Source organism: Micromonospora polyrhachis (genome assembly GCF_014203835.1).
GTDB lineage: Bacteria > Actinomycetota > Actinomycetes > Mycobacteriales > Micromonosporaceae > Micromonospora_H > Micromonospora_H polyrhachis.
Genome location: NZ_JACHJW010000001.1, coordinates 6,728,117 through 6,745,084 on the forward strand (window position 1 = coordinate 6,728,117; position 16,968 = coordinate 6,745,084).

Here is a 16,968-nt window from a genome sequence, read left to right on the forward strand (position 1 = left end):
ATGGGCACTGTGACTCTTGGCGACGTCACGCTTGGATACGACGACGAGGGCAGCGGCGAACCGCTGGTCCTCGTGCACGGCCACCCCTTCGACAGGTCGATGTGGGCCCCGCAGGTCGAAACCTTCGGTCGGCTCGGCTGGCGGGTGATCACCCCGGACCTACGCGGCTATGGCGAGAGCACGGTCGTGCCCGGTAAGACCACGCTCACCACCTTCGCCCGCGACATCGCCGCACTACTGGACCACCTGGGAGTCGACCGTTTCGTGCTCGGCGGCCTCTCCATGGGCGGACAGATAGTCATGGAGTTCCACCGACTGTTCGCGGCGCGCATCCGCGGCCTCGTACTCGCCGACACCTTCGCCGCCGCAGAGACCGAGCAGGGCAAGGTGGGGCGTAACGCACTGGCGGATCGGCTGCTGCGGGAGGGGATGGGCCCGTACGCGGACGAGGTGCTGCCCAAGATGGTGGCACCAGCCAACATCGCGGCGCTGCCATCGGTGGCCGCGCACGTGCTGCGCATGATGCGGACCACCGCCCCCGAGGGAGCCGCCGCCGCGCTGCGCGGTCGGGCCGAGCGCCCCGACTACCTGGGCATGCTGCCGCACATCGAAGTGCCCACGCTGGTCGTCGTCGGTAGCGAAGATGAGTTCACCCCGGTCGCCGACGCCCGGGTGCTGCACGAGCACATCCCCGACGCGACCCTCGCGATCATCTCCGGGGCCGGGCACATGCCCAACCTGGAACGGCAGGCAGAGTTCGACGCAGCCCTCCACAGCTTCCTCGACCGCCTGCCGGCCGCCGGCACGCAGCCCACAACGACTGTGACGGAGGTCCGGTGAAGACCATGTCCGCGCGGCCGTACACCGTGCTCGTCACCGGCGCCAGCGCCGGCTTCGGTGCCGCGATCACCCGGCGGTTCGCCGCCGACGGGGCCCGGGTCGTGGCCTGTGCCCGCCGGTCCGACCGGCTCACCGCGCTCGCTGCCGAACTGGGCCCGAACGTACTGCCCCGGCAGGTCGACGTGCGTGACCTGCCGGCGGTGGAGCGCCTCGTGTCAGCCCTGCCCGCCGACTTCGCGGACATCGACATCCTGGTCAACAACGCCGGCCTGGCAAAAGGCCTGCAGCCAGCCCACGAGACCGACCCGGACGACTGGGCCGAGATGGTCGACACCAACTGCAAGGGGCTCCTGCACTGCACCCGGGCGATCCTGCCGGGCATGGTCGCCCGGGGCCGTGGGCACGTCATCAACCTGGGCTCGATCGCCGGTACCTACCCCTACCCGGGCGGCAACGTCTACGGCGCGACGAAGGCCTTCACCCGCCAGTTCAGCCTCAACCTACGATCCGACCTGCACGGCACGGGCGTCCGGGTGACCTGCGTGGAGCCCGGTCTCAGCGGAGGCACGGAGTTCTCCACGGTGCGCTTCGGCGGCGACGATGTCCGGGCAGGCGCGGTGTACGCGGGTACCCAGCCACTGCTGGCCGACGACATCGCCGAGGCGGTGTGCTGGGCGGCGGCCCAGCCGGACCATGTCAACATCAACACTATCGAGTTGATGCCGGTCGCCCAGAGTTTCGCCCCGCTGCAGGTGCATCGGGAAGTCACCTGATCCGAGGCTCGCGTCATCCGCAGCGAACGGCCGCCACGGCCGTTCGCGCCCCGGTCGATGGATCCACGATCGCAGTCGCTCCACTCACAGGGGGCCGACCCGAATGGCTGCTACAACGCCGGATCAGGAAGACTGAACTTTCGTCCAGAGCACAGCAGGAAGCGCGATGCTCGCCGTGTAGCAGGAGATTCGTACGTTGGCTGGAGAGAAGCACCCCCCAGCCGCCGACCGGGACCGCCTCGGTCTGCGGGCGGACTGCGCGAACTGCCTCGGGCTCTGCTGCGTCGCGTTGCCCTTCGCCGCGTCGACCGACTTCGCCGTCGACAAGGCGGCCGGAAAACCGTGTACGAACCTACGGGACGACTTCCGGTGCGGTATCCATTCTCAGCTTCGCCAGCGGGGCTTCACCGGATGCACCGTCTTCGACTGTCTCGGGGCGGGACAGAAGGTGTCCCAGGTGACATTCCAGGGCCGGAGCTGGCGACAGGACCCGGACAGCGCGCGGCAGATGTTCGACGTGTTCGCCAACATGCGGCAACTCCACGAGCTGCTCTGGTATCTGACCGAGGTACTCCAACTCCCGCCGGCCCGCCCGGTTCACCGCGAGGCACGCCGGGCGCTCGACGACGTCGAGCGGCTTACCCACTCCGACCCGCAGATCCTGACCACGGTGGATGTCGCCGCAGTCCGTCGGGACGTCAGTGACCTACTGCTGCGCGCCAGTGAACTGGTGCGGGCAAAGGTTCCCGGCCGGAAGAAGAACCACCGTGGAGCCGATCTGATCGGCGCCCGACTGCAAGGGGCCAACCTTCGGGGCGCCAACCTTCGTGGTACCTACCTGATCGCCGCCAACCTCAGGGATGCCGACCTGCGAGACGCCGACGTCATCGGCGCGGACTTCCGGGACGCCGACCTGAGCGGCGCCGACCTCACCGGAAGTCTCTTCCTCACCCAGCAGCAGCTCAGCGCGGCCCGGGGAAGTGCTGCCACGAAACTGCCCGCAACGCTGCGCCGCCCCCAGCACTGGTAGCCCCTCTCAACCAGGCGGACCGTGCCCCGCCAAGCGGATGAATAGCGGGCGGCAAGCGCGACTCTCCAGGCTTGTCCCCAACCGTCAGGGACCACCTGACGGCGGTCGACCGGTACGCAACAGCTCCGGTTACCGCTTCGGGACAAGGAGAGCAGACATGCGAGTTCCTACCAGATTCGGGCTCGGCCGGGCGGCCGTCGCACTGGCGGTGCTGACGGCCGGAGGCATCGGCTGGGCGGCACCGGCCTCGGCGGCACCAGCCGGGATGGAGGTGATCACCCTGTTGACCGCCCCGAACAGCGCGGACAAGAGCCGTACCCTGACGTGCCCGGTCGGCAAGGTCGTCACCGGGGGCGGGGGGTATCTCACCGCATCACCGGGAGCTGTCGGACGGGTGGCGATGGACCAGTTCGCGCCATCTGCCGACGGCCGGTCGTGGACCGTCGGGATGCGCGAGGTCGGCCCGGTGAAGTACACCGGCGACTGGGCCTTCACCGTCGTCGCCATCTGCGCCACCGCACCCTCCGGCTACCAGATCGTCTCGGAGGTCAAGAGCGGCTGGAACGACTACCACCAGATGTCCAAGACGGCGACCTGCCCGGGAACGAAGAAACTCCTCGGCTCGGGAGCCCAGGTGGAAAACACCAACGGGGCGTTCGTCCTCACCTACGTGGAGCCTGGCTTCAACTCCGTGACGGAACTACCCACGTACACCATCGGCACGGCCCGCACCGTGGAGCAGGGCACGGTGGCGCACGGCCAGGAGTCGCTCCGGGCGTTCGCGATCTGCGCCAACCAGCCGGCCGGCTATGAACGGGTACGGGCCACATCGCCGATGACCAGCCCGTCGATGCACAACGTTCCGGTGTCCTGCCCGACGGGGAAATCGCCCTACAGCGTCGGCGGCGGAATCAACGTCTCCAGCATCCACGAGGACGACCGCACGCAGGTGATGCTCACCGGGGTGCGGTCCAGCGGCAGCCAGGCCAACGCCTGGGCGTACGAGGACGCTGATGGTTGGGCTGAGACCTGGTACGCCAGCGTGACCGTGATCTGCGGTAGCTGACGTGGTCCGGGTGCGGGTGGCGTCACTGGCGGCGCCACCCGCACCCGGCTCAGGACGTTGGCCGCGTTGCGCGGGTCGGATGCCCGGGCCTCGACGAACTGCCGACGTTGCTGTTGTCCTCGATCGCCGCAACGCGCGGCCGGGGCCGGGGCCCGACCGCGTCGAACGTCTGGTCAAGGTCGCCATTCAGGTCCGGAATCAGACTGCGGGTGGCTGGACGAAACGGGTGGCCGCGACGACACCACCATCGACGAGCAGGTCGGTGCCGGTGACGAACGACGACTCGGGGCCGAGAAGGAAGGCGGCGGCATGGGCGATGTCAGTCGGCGTGCCGATCCGGCCGGTGGGCGAGGCATCGATCATGGCGCGCATATGCGTGCCGTGCTCGCCGGCGAGTTCCTCCTGGCCCATCGGTGTGGAGATCACTCCGGGGCTGATCGAGTTGACCCGGGCGGCACGTGCTCCCCAGGCGCGGCTGGCCGCCTGTACGCGAAGATGGTTCGCGCGCTTGGCGAGGCTGTAGGCGATGCCCGAGTCGAGGGTCTCCTCGGCGAGGAAGGGGAGCCGCAGAAGATCGTCGGTGGGGGTGGTCGCCAGCAGCATCTCCTGTTCCGCGGTCAGTGCCATGGCACCGTGGCCGGCCATGCTGGAGATGACCACACCGGCACCGCCCGGGGCGATGAGGGCACCGAACTCATCCAGGACCAACGCGACGCCGAGCAGGTCGACCCGGAGGATCGCTGCCGGGGAAGCCTGCACAGGGGACAGGCCTGCGGTGTGCACTACCTGGCGGACGGCCCCCAGATTCGATGCGGCTGTGGCGAGCGCGCGTACCGATTCGCGGGAGGCGACGTCAACCAGCTGAGTGGTGACGGTGTATCCATCGCCGCGCAGGCCCTCGGCGGCTGCCTGCAGGGTCGCCTCGTTGAAGTCGGCGATCAGGACGGCTCGGCCGTTGCCCAGACGACGAGCAATCGCCTGCCCCATCCCACCCACACCGATGACGACCAGCACCTCTGGGCGCGTGGTGTGTGCGTGACCCGACGTGCTGGTCGTGGCGGCGGCTTCGGTGCTGGAGGTGTTCATTTCACTCCTTGTCGTCCGAACGACCGTGGTCGACGTAGGCTATTCGACCCGGTTGACAGATTCAGCTCCGATCCAGAAATCGGGGCTGATCGCAGCCTGAGATTGCGAAACTACCGTCATGGAATCGCGGCGTAGCCATGTCGACAGGCACCCCATGCTGTACCGCGACGAGGCCCGTCCCGGCGTGGCACCTGGTTCGGTGCCGAGCGCCGGCACCATGTTCGCTGCCCTGTACGGCGAGTTGGTCCCGCACGCCTGGCGCGATCCCAAGTTGGGGCACGATGCCTATTCGCTGTTCTACCACCGGTCGATCGCCATGGGGTGGCTCGACGACCGAGGGGCCGGAGGCGATTTCAAGGACCGGATGCTGCGCGCGCCTGGGCTGTGGGGCATGAACGACGCCGGCTGGGACCATCCTCTCGCTGTTCCCGGGCTGGTCTCCTGGTTCCAGGTCGGAGTCAGTGCCGTGCCCGGTGACCGGCCACTACCCGTACAGCCGTTCCTGCGGTGTGCCCTGGACGCGACAGCGCGGGCCGGCGCACTGGACCTGTCGGCGGTGCAGGTCCTGCTGCCAGTTCAAGGGCTCGATCCGGCGTCGCGGCCACCGTACGCGCCGGTGCCAGCGATCGGTACGGTCGGTTGGTTCGGCGAGCGTGACCCCGGGTCGAGGACAACGGTGGAGGTCGACATCAGCAGCGGCCGGGACTCGTCGATCCTCGGCGCCACGCAGCAGCTCAGCGAGCACCTCGCCGACCTGGGCCGGGACGTGTTCATGTGTCGGTCCCGCGAGGTCGTCGGCCGGGACGTCATTCCCGATCCGCCTCTTGCCGACAGTTTCTGGAACGGTCCGCCTCTGCACGGGGTGGTGCTGCGCGGAGAGCTTGTCGAGTGGTCGCATGACGTGATCGGGTGGCTGGCCGAAGTGGTCGCCGACTCCGCGGCGCTGCTCGGTGTCCGTACGCCGCTGTTGCTCACCCTCACCCGGACGTAGGTCGGCCGGGCGGCTTACGTCCGGGTGATGGCGAAGGTGAGGGACCTTAGCGGCGCGATGTGTCCTTGACGAATACGAGCCCGTCATGGTCAGTTACATGGGTCGGGTCCAGCGGGGAGTAGCCGTACCAGGCAGAAACGCGGGGAGTGGGCGTCGCGTCGCCCAGGTGGGCACCGGCGCTCCACCATTCCACCGGCCCCTCCCACATCCGCATCGTGCTCTTGTTCCGCTGGAGGTGGCTGTTGTGGGCGTTCACCAACGTCGGGCCCCGTTCGGCGAGGGCAAGCAGGTTGGTGGCCATCATCGAGTCCCGCACGCCGAGCAGCCTCGCCATCCGGCCCGGTGACGTGTCGGCCATCCAGAAGTGGTAGCTCAGCAGCCCGGTGGCAGTGCGCCCGTACAGGCAGGCCCGGCCGGGCTGGGAGCAACCCCATGATGGCAGCAGCATCGACGGCCCGGATGGCGTCAGTGATATCGACGTTCATGCCATCAACGCTATCTTTGAACCGACGGTGGAGGCTTTTTCGTGATGATGCCAGGACAGCGAGGCAAAGCCTTCAACGCAAGGGGCGGCTCAGGCTGATCGATCTGGCATTGTGGGCATCGTCCATCCCTTCAGGCAGGAGCTGGTGATGTCCGTTCGTCGTAGCGCGTTGGGCGAGCGCGGCGCGGCCGGCGGTGCACGTCGGCCGGGGTGCCGACCGTTGGCAGACATCAGTTTTCGGCTGCGGCGAAACCGTCGAGGGCCCGAAGAACGTGCGTACGCGTCGCCGAGGTACTGAGATGCCCCGCACTTTCGACCACGATCAACTCCGAGTTGGGCCAGGCGCGATGCAGCTCCCAGGCGGTTTGCAGCGGACCGCCCATGTCGAGTCGGCCGTGGATGAGGACACCGGGGATGCCAGCGAGCCGGCCAGCTTCGCGCAGTAACACGCCTTCCTGCAGCCAGGCACCGTGGGAAAAGTAATGCGTGCAGATACGCACAAAGGCCAGCCTGGCGGCCGGCGGGCGGTCGCCGTACGGGTTGAAGGTGCCGCCGGTCTCTCCGGACAGGACCGCGTCCTCCCATGCGCACCAGTCGGCCGTGGCTTTCTCCCGTACGGCGGTGTCGGGGTGCCCTAGGAGCCGGGCGTAGGCGGCGACGATGTCACCGTCGCGTGGTGTGCCGGCGGGCGCTCCTTCGAGGAAGCGTTCCCACTGTACGGGGAAGAATCGGCCGACGCCCCGGTAGAGCCAGTTGATTTCCGATTGCCGGGTCGTGGTGACACTTGGGATGACGATCTTCGACACGTGCTGCGGGTGTTGTTCCGCGTAGGCCAGGACGAGCGTGGAACCCCACGATCCGCCGTACAGCAGCCAACGGTCGATGCCCAGGTGCTCGCGCAGGCGTTCCATATCGGCGACCAGGTGCCAGGTGGTGTTGCATCGCATATCGGTTGCCGGGTCGCTGGCGTGTGGTGTGCTTCGGCCGCAGCCACGCTGGTCGAACAGCACTACCCGGTAGCGGTTCGGGTCAAAGTACCGGCGAGCGCTGGTGCCACACCCTGACCCGGGTCCGCCGTGGACAACGAGCGCGGGTTTGCCGTCGGGATTGCCGCAGACCTCCCAATATATGAGGTTGCCGTCGCCCACATCGAGCATCCCCGTTTCGTACGGCTCGATCGGTGGATACAGCTCGCCCACGGGTCCAGACCTCCAAGCAGCAGGGACGCGCTGACACATTCGCACACCCCGGCCCCTTCGGGCGCCCCGATTCTCGCTGCCGCTAGCCACGCTCGCCTGAGCCACGGTGGAGTGGTGATTTGGGGGCAAGCTGCGGCGGGCCGGCCGCGGCCGCAGCCACATTTCGGTTACTCCCTGGCCATCACGGTAAAGGTGAATCCGGTGCTCGTTGGGCGGCGCAGCGAAATGTCGCACTTGATCCGGCGCAGTACCTCGTTCCTGCTGAGGCCGAGCCCATGCGCGATGAGCTGTTCCGGGCGTACCGGTATCGGATCCTCGAAAGTGACCTTGACCTGGACCGGCCACGCCCCGTCGGGGCATGCCGATGGTGTGTCCAGCCGCCAGGCCCCCGTCCAGTCCAGGCTGAAGTGGTTACGCCGGGCAAGCAACCGATCCAACAGCCGGGACGCCACCAGGTCCGGATCGTTGACGTGGTAGCCGTGGAGTTCGGCCGGATCGAAGGACCTGACCGGCGCTCGCTCGTGCACGGCGAGCTTGCTCGTCCGATCGCAGGATACGCAGCGGACCAGCAGCCACACCTCCAGCAGCTTGCCGTTGGCGTTGACGCGGAACCTGCCCTCGCCGGTGGTGGCCGAATCCGACCGGCAGTCCACGCATCGCATCGTCAACAACGGCAGCCTGGTCCGACGAACGACCCAGGGCAGCACGGTATGAGGTTGTGAAGACATGATTTTTCTAGACCTGATCTCTTGGAACCTGACACGAGGCCGATTGCGCGCGACCTCAAACGCTGTATGGCCAGGCGCACCAGGGCAGCCCGGCAGAACCGACGGGAGCGTCGGCTACAGGTGAGCGATAGAAGGTGTCAGGTCTAAAGAGCAGGCGGGGTCACGCGGTCTTGTCCTTTGTCCTCATCTACGACGGGCCGCAGGCAACCTACGGGGACGCGGATGAAGGCTCAACCGGTTTCTCGTCCGGAATTGTGACACTGCTACCGGGAGCCCTCAGAGCGACGTCAGTCTTCCGGGACGTGCGCCGCCGCGATCTCCGATTGCACTGTCCAGCCAAGGGCGCGGTAGAGATGGCGTCCGTCCTCGGTGGCGACAAGGATGCCGGTGCCCAGTCCGATGCGCGCGGCTTGGTCACCCAGGGTTCGCATGACGATGGTGCCCAGTCCGCGGCGCTGGTGTGCCGGCGCGGTTTCCACCTGGTCGATCACGCCGTACTCGCCCGCAGGTGCCAAGCGTCCCGAAGCCGCCGTGACGCAGGTCGCGTCGACGACAGTCGCATCGACGACGTCACCCTCCATCGAGACTCGCGTCTGGTACGGGGATGGAGGGTCGTCGGTACCTACGGCGAACCGAGTGCGCATCAGGTAGGCGGCGCTTTCCATCGTCCAGTGTGCTGACAGGGCACGCTGTAGATCGGTAGCGCCTCCGCTGACCTTGATCCAGGTTCCGGGCGCGGTGAACTGCTCGGTGAGGTTCTCGATCACAGTGGCGTCCCAGGTGTGCAACACGTACCGGACTCGGTGACCGTGCCGGCCCACATCGGCTCGGAAGCCGCCCGGGATTTCGACAGGGTCGGGCACGCCACGGGCAACAGCCCAGCCGCGACCCCACGCCATGACGAGTTCGGGCAGGCGGTCCGGAGTGCTGCGCGAACTCGCGGGAGTCGTTCTGCCGGGCTGGAGGGATAGTGAGGCAGCGCGCTCGTTGAGCACCTCCATATTATTGCAAACCTCTTGCAATAAGCCCAGGCCCCGATCTCCACCAAGCGGCGGCGTGGCCATCGATTCAGGTCAGGATGATGGGGTTGGTGGGCGCTGCCATGTGCCCTCCGGGATGGCGTACCTCGATCCGCACGAAAGATGATTCCGCTGCGTCGGTGCGCCACTCCACGGTTACCAACACCCGAACGGTCATGTCCAACGTGATCAGTCATGGCCAAGGTCAGGATCGTTGGAACGGTCAGTTCCGGGCCAGCCCGGAACTGACCACAGGCTTCGGCGCGTCCAGACGATCGGTAGCCGTTGCCGTCCCGGTAGATTATTGGATTGCCGGTAATGGCAATCCAATAATCTACGTGGGCAAACGGGACATTTTGGTGCTACATCATAATGACAGTTATTGTGCGCAAGGCTTTAGGATGGTGTAAGCCAAGAGGTCCGTCGCCCCTGTCCTGGCTGCACACGTCCGATGCGGCTCGGGAGAGTTGACGCCTCGGCTCGGTAGGGGTGCCGGCATCGGACGTGTCACCAGCTGCCAAACGGCTGATCTTGCATGCTGGGAGTGTTCGACGGGCGGACGCGGAAAAGCCGATCGGCTGGTTGCCCGCGGACGTGGCGCGAAGGAACGGCGCTTCGAGCTGGTGCGCGAGGAACTGCTGGACGAGTGCCGCCGGGAACAGATCGAATCACCAGCCGACGGCGGGTGGAGCGGATCGTGCGTTCGGCACTGCGCCAGGCCGAGCAGACGCTGTGCGCGGGTGCAGTCCTGACTGCCGGCTTTGTACGTCTGGTGGTGCCAGCCTGCGTCTTGATCTGCGGCAGCTGGCTGCTCGACAGTCACCTCTCTGGACGCTGTCCGAGCTTCGACACCACGGCTCGCTGTAGCACCGCGGTCGTGCCCAGCACTGTCCCGGCCGGCCCGTCGGCGGTGGCCGCCACGAGATAACTGCGTTCACCGAGGTATTCATACGTCTGCTCATCGAAGATCCACTCGTTGCGTCGGCTCCGATCGGTGTGCGCGACGGCTATCCCTCGCCGCCCGACCGCGTCGGTGACTCCGCGGACCACCTCGACCCCCGGGATCTTCGCCGCCGCCCGGTAAAGCGCCGCGCTTGTCTGCGGCGGCACCAGCGACTCGCGCAGGATGTCGCCGATCGCGTCGAACGCCCCGCCGTCACGGCTGGTGCCACGGCCACGCTCGTCGCGCTCCCGGTAGAGCTTCGCCAGCAGTGCATCCGGATCGCTGGGCAGATTGACGAGCTCCGCGTTCGGCGTCACGTTCGTGAGCGTCTCCCGTTCCGGGATCACACCGATGATCGGTATATCGAAGAATGGCTGCCGGAGTAGGCCGTCACCCCGCTCGTAGCGCGGAATCCAGATCTCCCGCTCGTACACCGGTTGCAGCCGCGCCGGGCCGTCACCCAACTCGGCGAACGCACCGCGGCTCCTGATGTAGATGTACTTGCCCTCACCGGACGATGGTCCCGACCTGTCGGCCGCCGCCGCCATCCGGTTCAGCAACAACATCGCTCCGCTGTGATCCCCCTGCTCGACGGTCACGATCAGCGGCGAGCTGTCCGGCGCCCATGGCTGGGCGATCGCTCCGGCTGCGACCACGACCGCCAGCACGCCGGCAGCCGGAGCGAGTATCAGCATCCGCCGCGGCCGCCGGGCCGGCCGGTCGATCTCGTTCATCAGATGGTGCCGTAGTGCCTGCCGGCGCACCGCCGGCATGGCCGGCACGCGGGGGGCGGTGGGCTCGCTCATCGGTATTCTCCCTGCTCGACGGGGATCGTTCGGGTTGGCGCCATCTCCTGCTGTGCCAGCGCCCGCAGCCGGGTCCGGGCCCGCGACAGCCGCGAACGCACGGTCCCGACCGGTACGCTCAGCGCCTCTGCCGCAGCCGCGTAGTCCAGTTGTGACCACACGCAGAGCAGGAACACCTCCCGATCCGCCCGACGCAATGACCGCAGTGCCGCCATGGCCGCAGCCACCTGTTCAGCGTTATACATCCGGGCGACCACCTCGTCGGCGAAGTCTGGAACGGTGTCGCGTACCGGCAGTCGTCGCAATGCCTCCCGGTGCCGGCGCGCCGCCCGTTGACGATTGCGCAGCACATTGGTGGCGATTCCGAGCAGCCACGGCCGCAGGCCGTCTCCGTCAAGGCGCAAGGATTGGCGGATCCGCCACGCCTCAAGGAAGGTCAGCGACACCACATCCTCGGCCTGAGCCGGATCGCCCCCACTCCACACGGCATGCCGATGAATCGCATCGGCATGCTCATCGAAGAGTTCGCCGAAGGCATCGGCGTCTCCGGCCCGGATCCGGACCCGCATCTCGGCTGTCACACCTGTACCTGTCCGCAGCCGGCCCTGAGTTCCCACATCCGGAGACACTTTTTCCTGAGGTCACATGGCTCGCGGTTGCCGGCACTGGCGCTACGCTTCCCGTAGCCCGTCGGCCAGCAGTGTGGCAGTGTCGCCGCCTGACTCAAGCGAGGCCAGAACTCGCCGAGTCACTTTCGGCGTTAGCAGGTAGGGGCACCATTGGCCAGCCTTGCGGGACTCGCTCGCCCGGGACGTAATGGCCCGGCCGAACGGATTGCGGGTGTCCCGAATGCGGACGTGACGGTGGCCCTGGGTTGGCGCGAGGAGCGCCGGGTTGATTGATGTGGTGATCACGATGCGGGCGGTCGTCGAGGTTCCGGCGTTGGACGCCGAGGCGCCACGGCCCTGGCCGGTGGAGTCGGCGGCACCGTTCTCGTGGCTGGCACTCGACGCCAGCTGTAGCGAGGAACAGGTTGGACTGTTCGTGGCGGCCCTGGCTGACAGGATCGATGTTCCAGAGCCCGGCGGGCCGGATGAGGTGGTGGACGCGCTACTGGCCGAGGAGATGCTTGTCGTTGCCGGCGGGCTACAGCTGTGCGATATCGACACTGGGACCGCCGTGGTTCCGGGTTGCTGTGCTGGGTTGGAAGACTGGCGGGACTGGACAGAAGCCCTTGCCGGGGATTCGCCATGGCTGGGCCACGATCCGGGGCCGGAGGTCGAGGTGCTTGGCGACCATCTGCGGGTGTGGCAGGACGGTGGCTCTAACCGCCATCACGGTCGCTGGGCCGGCGTTCACATCGACCTACCACGGGTGGCGCTGCCCGCTCTGCTGGGGAGTGCGCATCGCGACCTGGTGGGCTTCATTGCCGTTCTTGCTGGCTGGACCGAGCAACTCGGATTGGGATCACGGGGGAGTGCGCTGGTAAGGACGATCGACAGGGACTTCGCCATCACCGCCCCGTTTGACCTGGCGAATGCTTGCGAAGCGCCTGGCTGGCCTGTCGGAGATCGATTGCGACGATGACGGCCCACCTCAATTCAGTGAGACTGCCTCGGTCCAGAGGAGAAGCCTGCGAGTCGTTCTGGGCGGGCAGTTGGCTTACCTGGCTAGGTTCGAGGTCGTGTATCTCGATGTCGTCGGCGGCAGAACCTTGACAATCGGTGGTTCCGAGCTGCAACGCCCCGCGCGTAGTTTGGTCATCTGGTCGTACTGAGTGACCTGCGCGCGTTTGGATTCGTCGGAGCCCGTGGCATCCCGCTTGCCAGCTCAGCTCGGCCCCGCACCTTCAGCAGGTCGCGTTTGACCTCGCCGCTAACCCTGGGCGGCGATCCACGAGGATCGTCCCCGCTCGACCTCGGCCGCCTGCCGCTGCCGCCAGCGTCGCTGCGCATCCCGGTTGCATTGGCGACAGGATCGCCGATATTCCCCGGTCGTACCGTCGATCTCCCGGTCATGGCCGTTGCGACATTGCCCCTGGCGTACCCGGGCGCGGCAGTTCTCGGCCCGAGTGAGCTGCCGTAGGTGGGACGGCTCGATGCAGTCCTTGACGCCACATTCGTGGTCGACGTCCAAGCGCGGATCGTATCCGCCCACGAAAACCACGTAAGCCGCGATGTGTGCCCAGGCCCGACCGGCGACCTTCTGGTAGACCCCCCGTTGATCGCCGTAGCCGCGCACAATCAGACAGCCATGGTCCGTACGAGTCGAGCGGTCCAGTAGATAGTGGCGAAGGGTGTCTTCAGTGAAGTGCCGGGAGAGGCCCTTGACGGCGGAAAGCACCGTCGTAGGTTACCCACAGGCTGGCCGCCGTTGCTTCCTGACACCGGCCTCGAGTCAACGTCCACCGCAAGACCGCGAACGGTTGGCGGGCAGGGTGGCTGGTCGCCCGTCATCAGTCGTCAGTAGACGTTGTCCCAGATGGTGCGACTGGTTGGCTGTGGGTCGTGCATGGCCCTGGCTTCGGTGTCGAAGCGGATCGCCGGTCGCTTGATTGGGTCGTATCCGCCCTGGCTGGGATCGGGATGCGGCACCATCAGTCGCGCTGCAACAGCGAGAGTAGCGCTGCGGACCGGCACCCGGGCTGGCCGCACGATGACCTCCGGTACCTGATCCACCGGCAGGCCGTACAGCTTCAAGGCCGCGACCAGGTCATCATCGGTGATCGCGTCCCGGGTCGGCTGGACACTCCGCTCAACGGGGAGCAGTCGACCGATGTACTGCGCGGGTGCCGGTGCACCGCTGGGGCGGCCCCACAACGCATGGCTACCTGCTTGATCCGGCACACCGGAAGCCCGGTCAAAGTCAAACCTTGAAGAAATTAAGATTCAGGCGTTGAGATCTTAAGAAAATCAAGGTACAACTAAATGGCGAACGCATCGTTGGACGGAAGGGGTCGAGGGTGGACTGGCGGGAACTGACGGACCTGACGCAGGGGAAGCCGTTCGTGGTCGAGCGGGTCCGCCTCGCCGGCAGCGGCATTGCGGTCGAGGGCCAGTTCGAGCCGCCGCAGTTGGCTCAGCTCAGTGCCGACGACCAGGTGTTCGTTGCCGCGTTCGTCCGGTCGCACGGTTCGATCAAGGAGATGGAGCGGATCTTCGGGGTGAGCTACCCGACGGTCAAGTCCCGGCTGAACCGGATCGCCGAGCAACTCGACTTCGTCGACACCGACCCGGCGCCGACCGGTGCCGACGTTGTTGACCGCCTGCGGCGGGGAGAGATCAGCGTCGAGGAGGCACTAACCGAGTTGGAGAGGTCCCGATGATTCCGCACCTGGTGACGTACCGCCAACGGCGTCGCGACGGCCGCTGGCTGCGGCTGTACGTCCCTGTCCTACCGGTGCTGCTGGTGCTGTCACCGCTGCTGCTGGTGGCCGTACTGGCCGGACTGGTTGCCTGCTTGGTTTTCCGGGTCAGCCCGGTGGGCGCGTTGCGCGGTATCGGGCAACTGCTGTGGGCGCTGCCCGGCACCCGGATTGAGATCGAGGATGGCCAAACGGCCGTGCTGGTAAGCGTCAGGTAAGCCAAAAGAGGGGGAGGAGCAACGATGAACGAGCAGCGCCGCCAGGTTCTGGAGATGCTGGCCGAGGGGAAGATCACCGCGGATGAGGCCGAGCGGCTGATCGATGTCCTTGAACGGAAGCAGCCCGAGTCGCCGCAGGGAGCCGTGTCCGGCCCGAAACCCCGACCCAAGTACCTGCGTGTCGTGGTGAACTCGGAGGACGATTTCAGCGGTGATGGGCCGGCCCGGGTCAACGTCCGGGTCCCGCTGCAACTACTGCGCGCCGGGGTTCGGCTTACGACCCTCATCCCTCCGCAGGCGCTCACCAAGGTCAACGACGAGCTGACCAGGTCCGGCGTACCGATCGACCTTACCCAGCTCAAACCGCAGCACATCGAGGAACTCATCGAGCACCTCGACGACCTCACCGTCGACGTCGACCAGCCCGACGCCAAGGTGCAGGTGTTCTGCGAGTAACACCGCCACGGCGACGTGGCCGGCGGCAGGGCGCTGCCAAGACGTACGGACACCCGCCCGGACCACGGGGTCGGGCGGGTGTCCATGCGCCGTTCTTGCTCCACCTCTGGCCCTGGGAAGGGAAACCATGACCATCAACGAATCCGCCTGGACCGGCATGGTGCCGGTCGATGACACCGCACTCTACGTATCCGACACCGGTGGCCACGGCCGTCCCGTGGTCTACCTCAACGGCGCCTACGCCGACCAGTCGCACTGGCGGCGCGTCATCTCCGATCTCGGCAGCGACTACCGGCACATCACCTACGACGAGCGTGCCCGCGGCAGGTCGAAGCGTTCGTTGGACTATTCGTTTGAGGCATGCATCCGAGATGTGGATGCCGTCCTCAAGGCCAGGGGCGTGGACCGGGCGCTGCTGGTGGGCTGGTCCTATGGGGGCATCCTGGCATGGCACTGGGCCGACCGGAATCCCGACCGCGCCCTGGGAGTGGTGACCGTGGACGCTTTTCCGGTCGGTCTGACCGGTGAGGCCGGCCATGAGCGGATCCGGAAGCTGTTCCGCCGGATGCGGTTGTTGTTTCCGATCGCCAGCCGGCTGGGCCTGGCCGCGCGGATGACCGCTGACCAGCACGCCGACGTCAACATCGAGCTCAACGAGATCGCCGCCGTCAGCGCGCCGGTCCTCGACCGTCTGACCTGCCCGGTGCGGTTCGTCCTGGCCACGGGTGACAGCCTCGGAAGCCAGGACGGAGAAATGGAACAGGGGCGGGCCGTGCTCGATCCGATCCTCGCGTAACCCGAACATCAAGATAAGCGCGAAGGTCGCGAGCAACCACAGCAAAATTCTGCGCCACGACTCACCCGCCGTCGCCCAGACCGTACGCGAGCTCGCCGCCATCAGCGGCCACGCCGTCGGTTGAGCTGAGGGCGCGCCTCGGTCAGGCGTCGCAGGGCCCCGCCCGAGACCCTGATCAGCGGCCGGCATACCCCCCGGCGTCGAGTGTGGCCAGCTCGTCGTCGGGGAGTCCATCGGCGACCCAGCGCCGGATCTGCGCCGCCGCCTGGTCGGCCACCGGATTCTCAGCCGGACGGGTGATCAGGTCGCTGAGCGCGAACATGTCCAGCACCCGCCCGAGATAGGCCCACTCTTCGGCGGATGGCAGGTCGGCCGGCAGATACGCGGCGAAGGCCGACCGGAAACCGTCGAGGTAGGGGGCGGGATAGTCCGCGCCGAACCGCATCATGTTCGCCGCGTCCCCGTACGGGCAGCCGGAGTAACTGAACTCCCAGTCGAGGACGGCGTCCACCCGCCATCCGTTCCGTGTACGGGTCACCAGGATGTTCTTGGGGTTGATGTCGCCGTGGACAAGTCGACTGTGCTCGTCGACCCTGGCGAGCGCCGGGGCGTGTGTCACACACAGGTCCCGCCAGGCTTGTTGCGTGGCTGGGTCGAGGCGGGCCACGTCGGTGGCGGCCAGGCAGGCGCTGGCTATCTCGGGTAGCTGCTGTGACCAGGGGCGTTCCGGGCCGACGGTGAGTTGCGCGTCGGTGAAGAAGCCCGGTCGGTCGAACCGTACCCGGCTGATGCCGGCGACGACCCGTCCCACCTCCGCCCCGAGGGAGGCCAGGGCTCTGCTGTCGAGGGTGGTGTCTTCGAGTACGTGGCTGAGCAGCGTTCCGCCCACGTATTCGACGACCATCGCCGGCCGGGCCTCGTCGGGCATCGCGGTGGCCGGTAGGAGGTGCAGCACCTGCGGTACGGGAACGTGGCGCCCAGCGGCAGTCATGACGGCGGCTTCGATGGCGGGATCTGGCCCGCCGAGGCGTACGACCACCTGACGGTCGGCCAGCCCGAACAGCCACGTCTCGTGCGAGAAACCGCCAGCCAGTGGCCGTGTCGACAGGACAGGGCTGCCCAGCGCCGCCGCGATCGCGGGTAACTCCCCAGTGCGCATCGACCCAGTA

20 protein-coding genes are annotated in these 16,968 nt (G+C 67.1%); 10 read left to right on the forward strand and 10 right to left on the reverse strand.

Annotated elements, in window-relative coordinates; translation table 11 throughout:
• The 4 genes from FHR38_RS29800 (at position 1) to FHR38_RS29815 (ending at position 3,709) form a co-directional block, all read left to right on the forward strand.
• On the forward strand, positions 1–840 hold the full coding sequence (locus tag FHR38_RS29800) for an alpha/beta fold hydrolase (protein ID WP_184538458.1): 840 nt from the start codon (positions 1–3) through the stop codon (positions 838–840).
• Positions 841–845: 5 nt separating this feature from the next.
• Positions 846–1,613 carry an SDR family oxidoreductase gene (locus FHR38_RS29805; protein WP_184540428.1) on the forward strand — a complete coding sequence of 256 codons (768 nt, stop codon included), beginning with the start codon at positions 846–848 and terminating at the stop codon, positions 1,611–1,613.
• Between the two features lie 196 nt (positions 1,614–1,809).
• A complete protein-coding gene (locus FHR38_RS29810) occupies positions 1,810–2,643 on the forward strand; it encodes a pentapeptide repeat-containing protein (protein WP_184538460.1) in 834 nt (277 codons plus the stop codon).
• Between the two features lie 157 nt (positions 2,644–2,800).
• Positions 2,801–3,709, forward strand: coding sequence for a hypothetical protein (locus FHR38_RS29815; protein ID WP_184538462.1), 909 nt, complete (start codon positions 2,801–2,803; stop codon positions 3,707–3,709).
• 198 nt (positions 3,710–3,907) lie between these two features.
• On the opposite strand, the gene FHR38_RS29820 is transcribed toward FHR38_RS29815, so the two are convergent.
• Positions 3,908–4,795 (reverse strand): SDR family oxidoreductase, encoded by an 888-nt coding sequence (locus FHR38_RS29820; protein ID WP_184538464.1) that lies wholly within the window; start codon positions 4,793–4,795, stop codon positions 3,908–3,910.
• A 118-nt stretch (positions 4,796–4,913) separates the two neighbouring features.
• Here FHR38_RS29820 and FHR38_RS29825 point away from each other — a divergent pair, with 118 nt between their 5' ends.
• A complete protein-coding gene (locus FHR38_RS29825; protein WP_221449246.1) occupies positions 4,914–5,786 on the forward strand; it encodes a hypothetical protein in 873 nt (290 codons plus the stop codon).
• Between the two features lie 46 nt (positions 5,787–5,832).
• On the opposite strand, the gene FHR38_RS29830 is transcribed toward FHR38_RS29825, so the two are convergent.
• The 6 genes from FHR38_RS29830 to FHR38_RS29855 all read right to left on the reverse strand — a co-directional run bounded on the left by FHR38_RS29830 (position 5,833) and on the right by FHR38_RS29855 (position 11,546).
• The gene (locus FHR38_RS29830; RefSeq protein WP_184538466.1) at positions 5,833–6,234 is read right to left on the reverse strand and encodes an erythromycin esterase family protein; all 402 of its coding nucleotides are present in this window, start codon (positions 6,232–6,234) and stop codon (positions 5,833–5,835) included.
• Positions 6,235–6,500: 266 nt separating this feature from the next.
• Positions 6,501–7,469, reverse strand: coding sequence for a prolyl aminopeptidase (gene pip / locus FHR38_RS29835; protein ID WP_376771451.1), 969 nt, complete (start codon positions 7,467–7,469; stop codon positions 6,501–6,503).
• A gap of 167 nt (positions 7,470–7,636) precedes the next feature.
• A complete protein-coding gene (locus FHR38_RS29840) occupies positions 7,637–8,131 on the reverse strand; it encodes a DUF1062 domain-containing protein (RefSeq protein ID WP_246447956.1) in 495 nt (164 codons plus the stop codon).
• Positions 8,132–8,484: 353 nt separating this feature from the next.
• A complete protein-coding gene (locus tag FHR38_RS33380) occupies positions 8,485–8,964 on the reverse strand; it encodes a GNAT family N-acetyltransferase (protein ID WP_184538471.1) in 480 nt (159 codons plus the stop codon).
• A 1,071-nt stretch (positions 8,965–10,035) separates the two neighbouring features.
• A complete protein-coding gene (locus tag FHR38_RS29850) occupies positions 10,036–10,965 on the reverse strand; it encodes a CU044_5270 family protein (protein WP_184538473.1) in 930 nt (309 codons plus the stop codon).
• Positions 10,962–11,546 carry an RNA polymerase sigma factor gene (locus tag FHR38_RS29855; RefSeq protein WP_312882481.1) on the reverse strand — a complete coding sequence of 195 codons (585 nt, stop codon included), beginning with the start codon at positions 11,544–11,546 and terminating at the stop codon, positions 10,962–10,964. Before FHR38_RS29855 ends, FHR38_RS29850 begins: the two co-directional genes overlap by 4 nt.
• A 322-nt stretch (positions 11,547–11,868) precedes the next feature.
• On the opposite strand from FHR38_RS29855, the gene FHR38_RS29860 reads away from it, so the two are divergent.
• Positions 11,869–12,552: a hypothetical protein gene (locus FHR38_RS29860; RefSeq protein WP_312882614.1), complete on the forward strand. Its 684-nt coding sequence runs from the start codon at positions 11,869–11,871 to the stop codon at positions 12,550–12,552.
• 288 nt (positions 12,553–12,840) lie between these two features.
• Here FHR38_RS29860 and FHR38_RS32655 read toward each other — a convergent pair whose 3' ends face one another.
• Complete coding sequence (locus FHR38_RS32655; protein WP_184538474.1) at positions 12,841–13,308, reverse strand: HNH endonuclease; 468 nt, start codon at positions 13,306–13,308, stop codon at positions 12,841–12,843.
• A gap of 119 nt (positions 13,309–13,427) precedes the next feature.
• Complete coding sequence (locus FHR38_RS29870; protein WP_221449247.1) at positions 13,428–13,811, reverse strand: hypothetical protein; 384 nt, start codon at positions 13,809–13,811, stop codon at positions 13,428–13,430.
• 116 nt (positions 13,812–13,927) lie between these two features.
• Here FHR38_RS29870 and FHR38_RS29875 point away from each other — a divergent pair, with 116 nt between their 5' ends.
• From FHR38_RS29875 to FHR38_RS29890, 4 genes are all read left to right on the forward strand, one after another.
• Positions 13,928–14,290: a DUF2089 domain-containing protein gene (locus FHR38_RS29875; protein ID WP_184538479.1), complete on the forward strand. Its 363-nt coding sequence runs from the start codon at positions 13,928–13,930 to the stop codon at positions 14,288–14,290.
• Positions 14,287–14,547 (forward strand): hypothetical protein, encoded by a 261-nt coding sequence (locus tag FHR38_RS29880; RefSeq protein WP_184538480.1) that lies wholly within the window; start codon positions 14,287–14,289, stop codon positions 14,545–14,547. The genes FHR38_RS29875 and FHR38_RS29880 overlap by 4 nt, the downstream gene beginning before the upstream one ends.
• 24 nt (positions 14,548–14,571) lie before the next feature.
• The gene (locus FHR38_RS29885) at positions 14,572–15,003 is read left to right on the forward strand and encodes an SHOCT-like domain-containing protein (RefSeq protein WP_184538482.1); all 432 of its coding nucleotides are present in this window, start codon (positions 14,572–14,574) and stop codon (positions 15,001–15,003) included.
• Positions 15,004–15,130: 127 nt separating this feature from the next.
• Positions 15,131–15,799, forward strand: a complete 669-nt coding sequence (locus FHR38_RS29890; protein WP_246446792.1) for an alpha/beta fold hydrolase — start codon at positions 15,131–15,133, stop codon at positions 15,797–15,799.
• Positions 15,800–15,974: 175 nt separating this feature from the next.
• Here FHR38_RS29890 and FHR38_RS29895 read toward each other — a convergent pair whose 3' ends face one another.
• Positions 15,975–16,958: a phosphotransferase gene (locus tag FHR38_RS29895; protein ID WP_184538485.1), complete on the reverse strand. Its 984-nt coding sequence runs from the start codon at positions 16,956–16,958 to the stop codon at positions 15,975–15,977.
• Between the last annotated feature and the right edge of the window lie 10 nt (positions 16,959–16,968).

Bases quoted from the DNA above. Each gene is read 5' to 3' on its own strand.
- FHR38_RS29800 (WP_184538458.1), top strand. From the start codon at position 1: ATGGGCACTGTGACTCTTGGCGACGTCACGCTTGGATACGACGACGAG.
- FHR38_RS29805 (WP_184540428.1), top strand. From the start codon at position 846: ATGTCCGCGCGGCCGTACACCGTGCTCGTCACCGGCGCCAGCGCCGGC.
- FHR38_RS29815 (WP_184538462.1), top strand. From the start codon at position 2,801: ATGCGAGTTCCTACCAGATTCGGGCTCGGCCGGGCGGCCGTCGCACTG.
- FHR38_RS29820 (WP_184538464.1), bottom strand. From the start codon at position 4,795: ATGAACACCTCCAGCACCGAAGCCGCCGCCACGACCAGCACGTCGGGT.
- FHR38_RS29825 (WP_221449246.1), top strand. From the start codon at position 4,914: ATGGAATCGCGGCGTAGCCATGTCGACAGGCACCCCATGCTGTACCGC.
- FHR38_RS29830 (WP_184538466.1), bottom strand. From the start codon at position 6,234: ATGCTGCTGCCATCATGGGGTTGCTCCCAGCCCGGCCGGGCCTGCCTG.
- FHR38_RS29840 (WP_246447956.1), bottom strand. From the start codon at position 8,131: ATGCGATGCGTGGACTGCCGGTCGGATTCGGCCACCACCGGCGAGGGC.
- FHR38_RS29850 (WP_184538473.1), bottom strand. From the start codon at position 10,965: ATGAGCGAGCCCACCGCCCCCCGCGTGCCGGCCATGCCGGCGGTGCGC.
- FHR38_RS29880 (WP_184538480.1), top strand. From the start codon at position 14,287: ATGATTCCGCACCTGGTGACGTACCGCCAACGGCGTCGCGACGGCCGC.
- FHR38_RS29885 (WP_184538482.1), top strand. From the start codon at position 14,572: ATGAACGAGCAGCGCCGCCAGGTTCTGGAGATGCTGGCCGAGGGGAAG.
- FHR38_RS29890 (WP_246446792.1), top strand. From the start codon at position 15,131: ATGACCATCAACGAATCCGCCTGGACCGGCATGGTGCCGGTCGATGAC.
- FHR38_RS29895 (WP_184538485.1), bottom strand. From the start codon at position 16,958: ATGCGCACTGGGGAGTTACCCGCGATCGCGGCGGCGCTGGGCAGCCCT.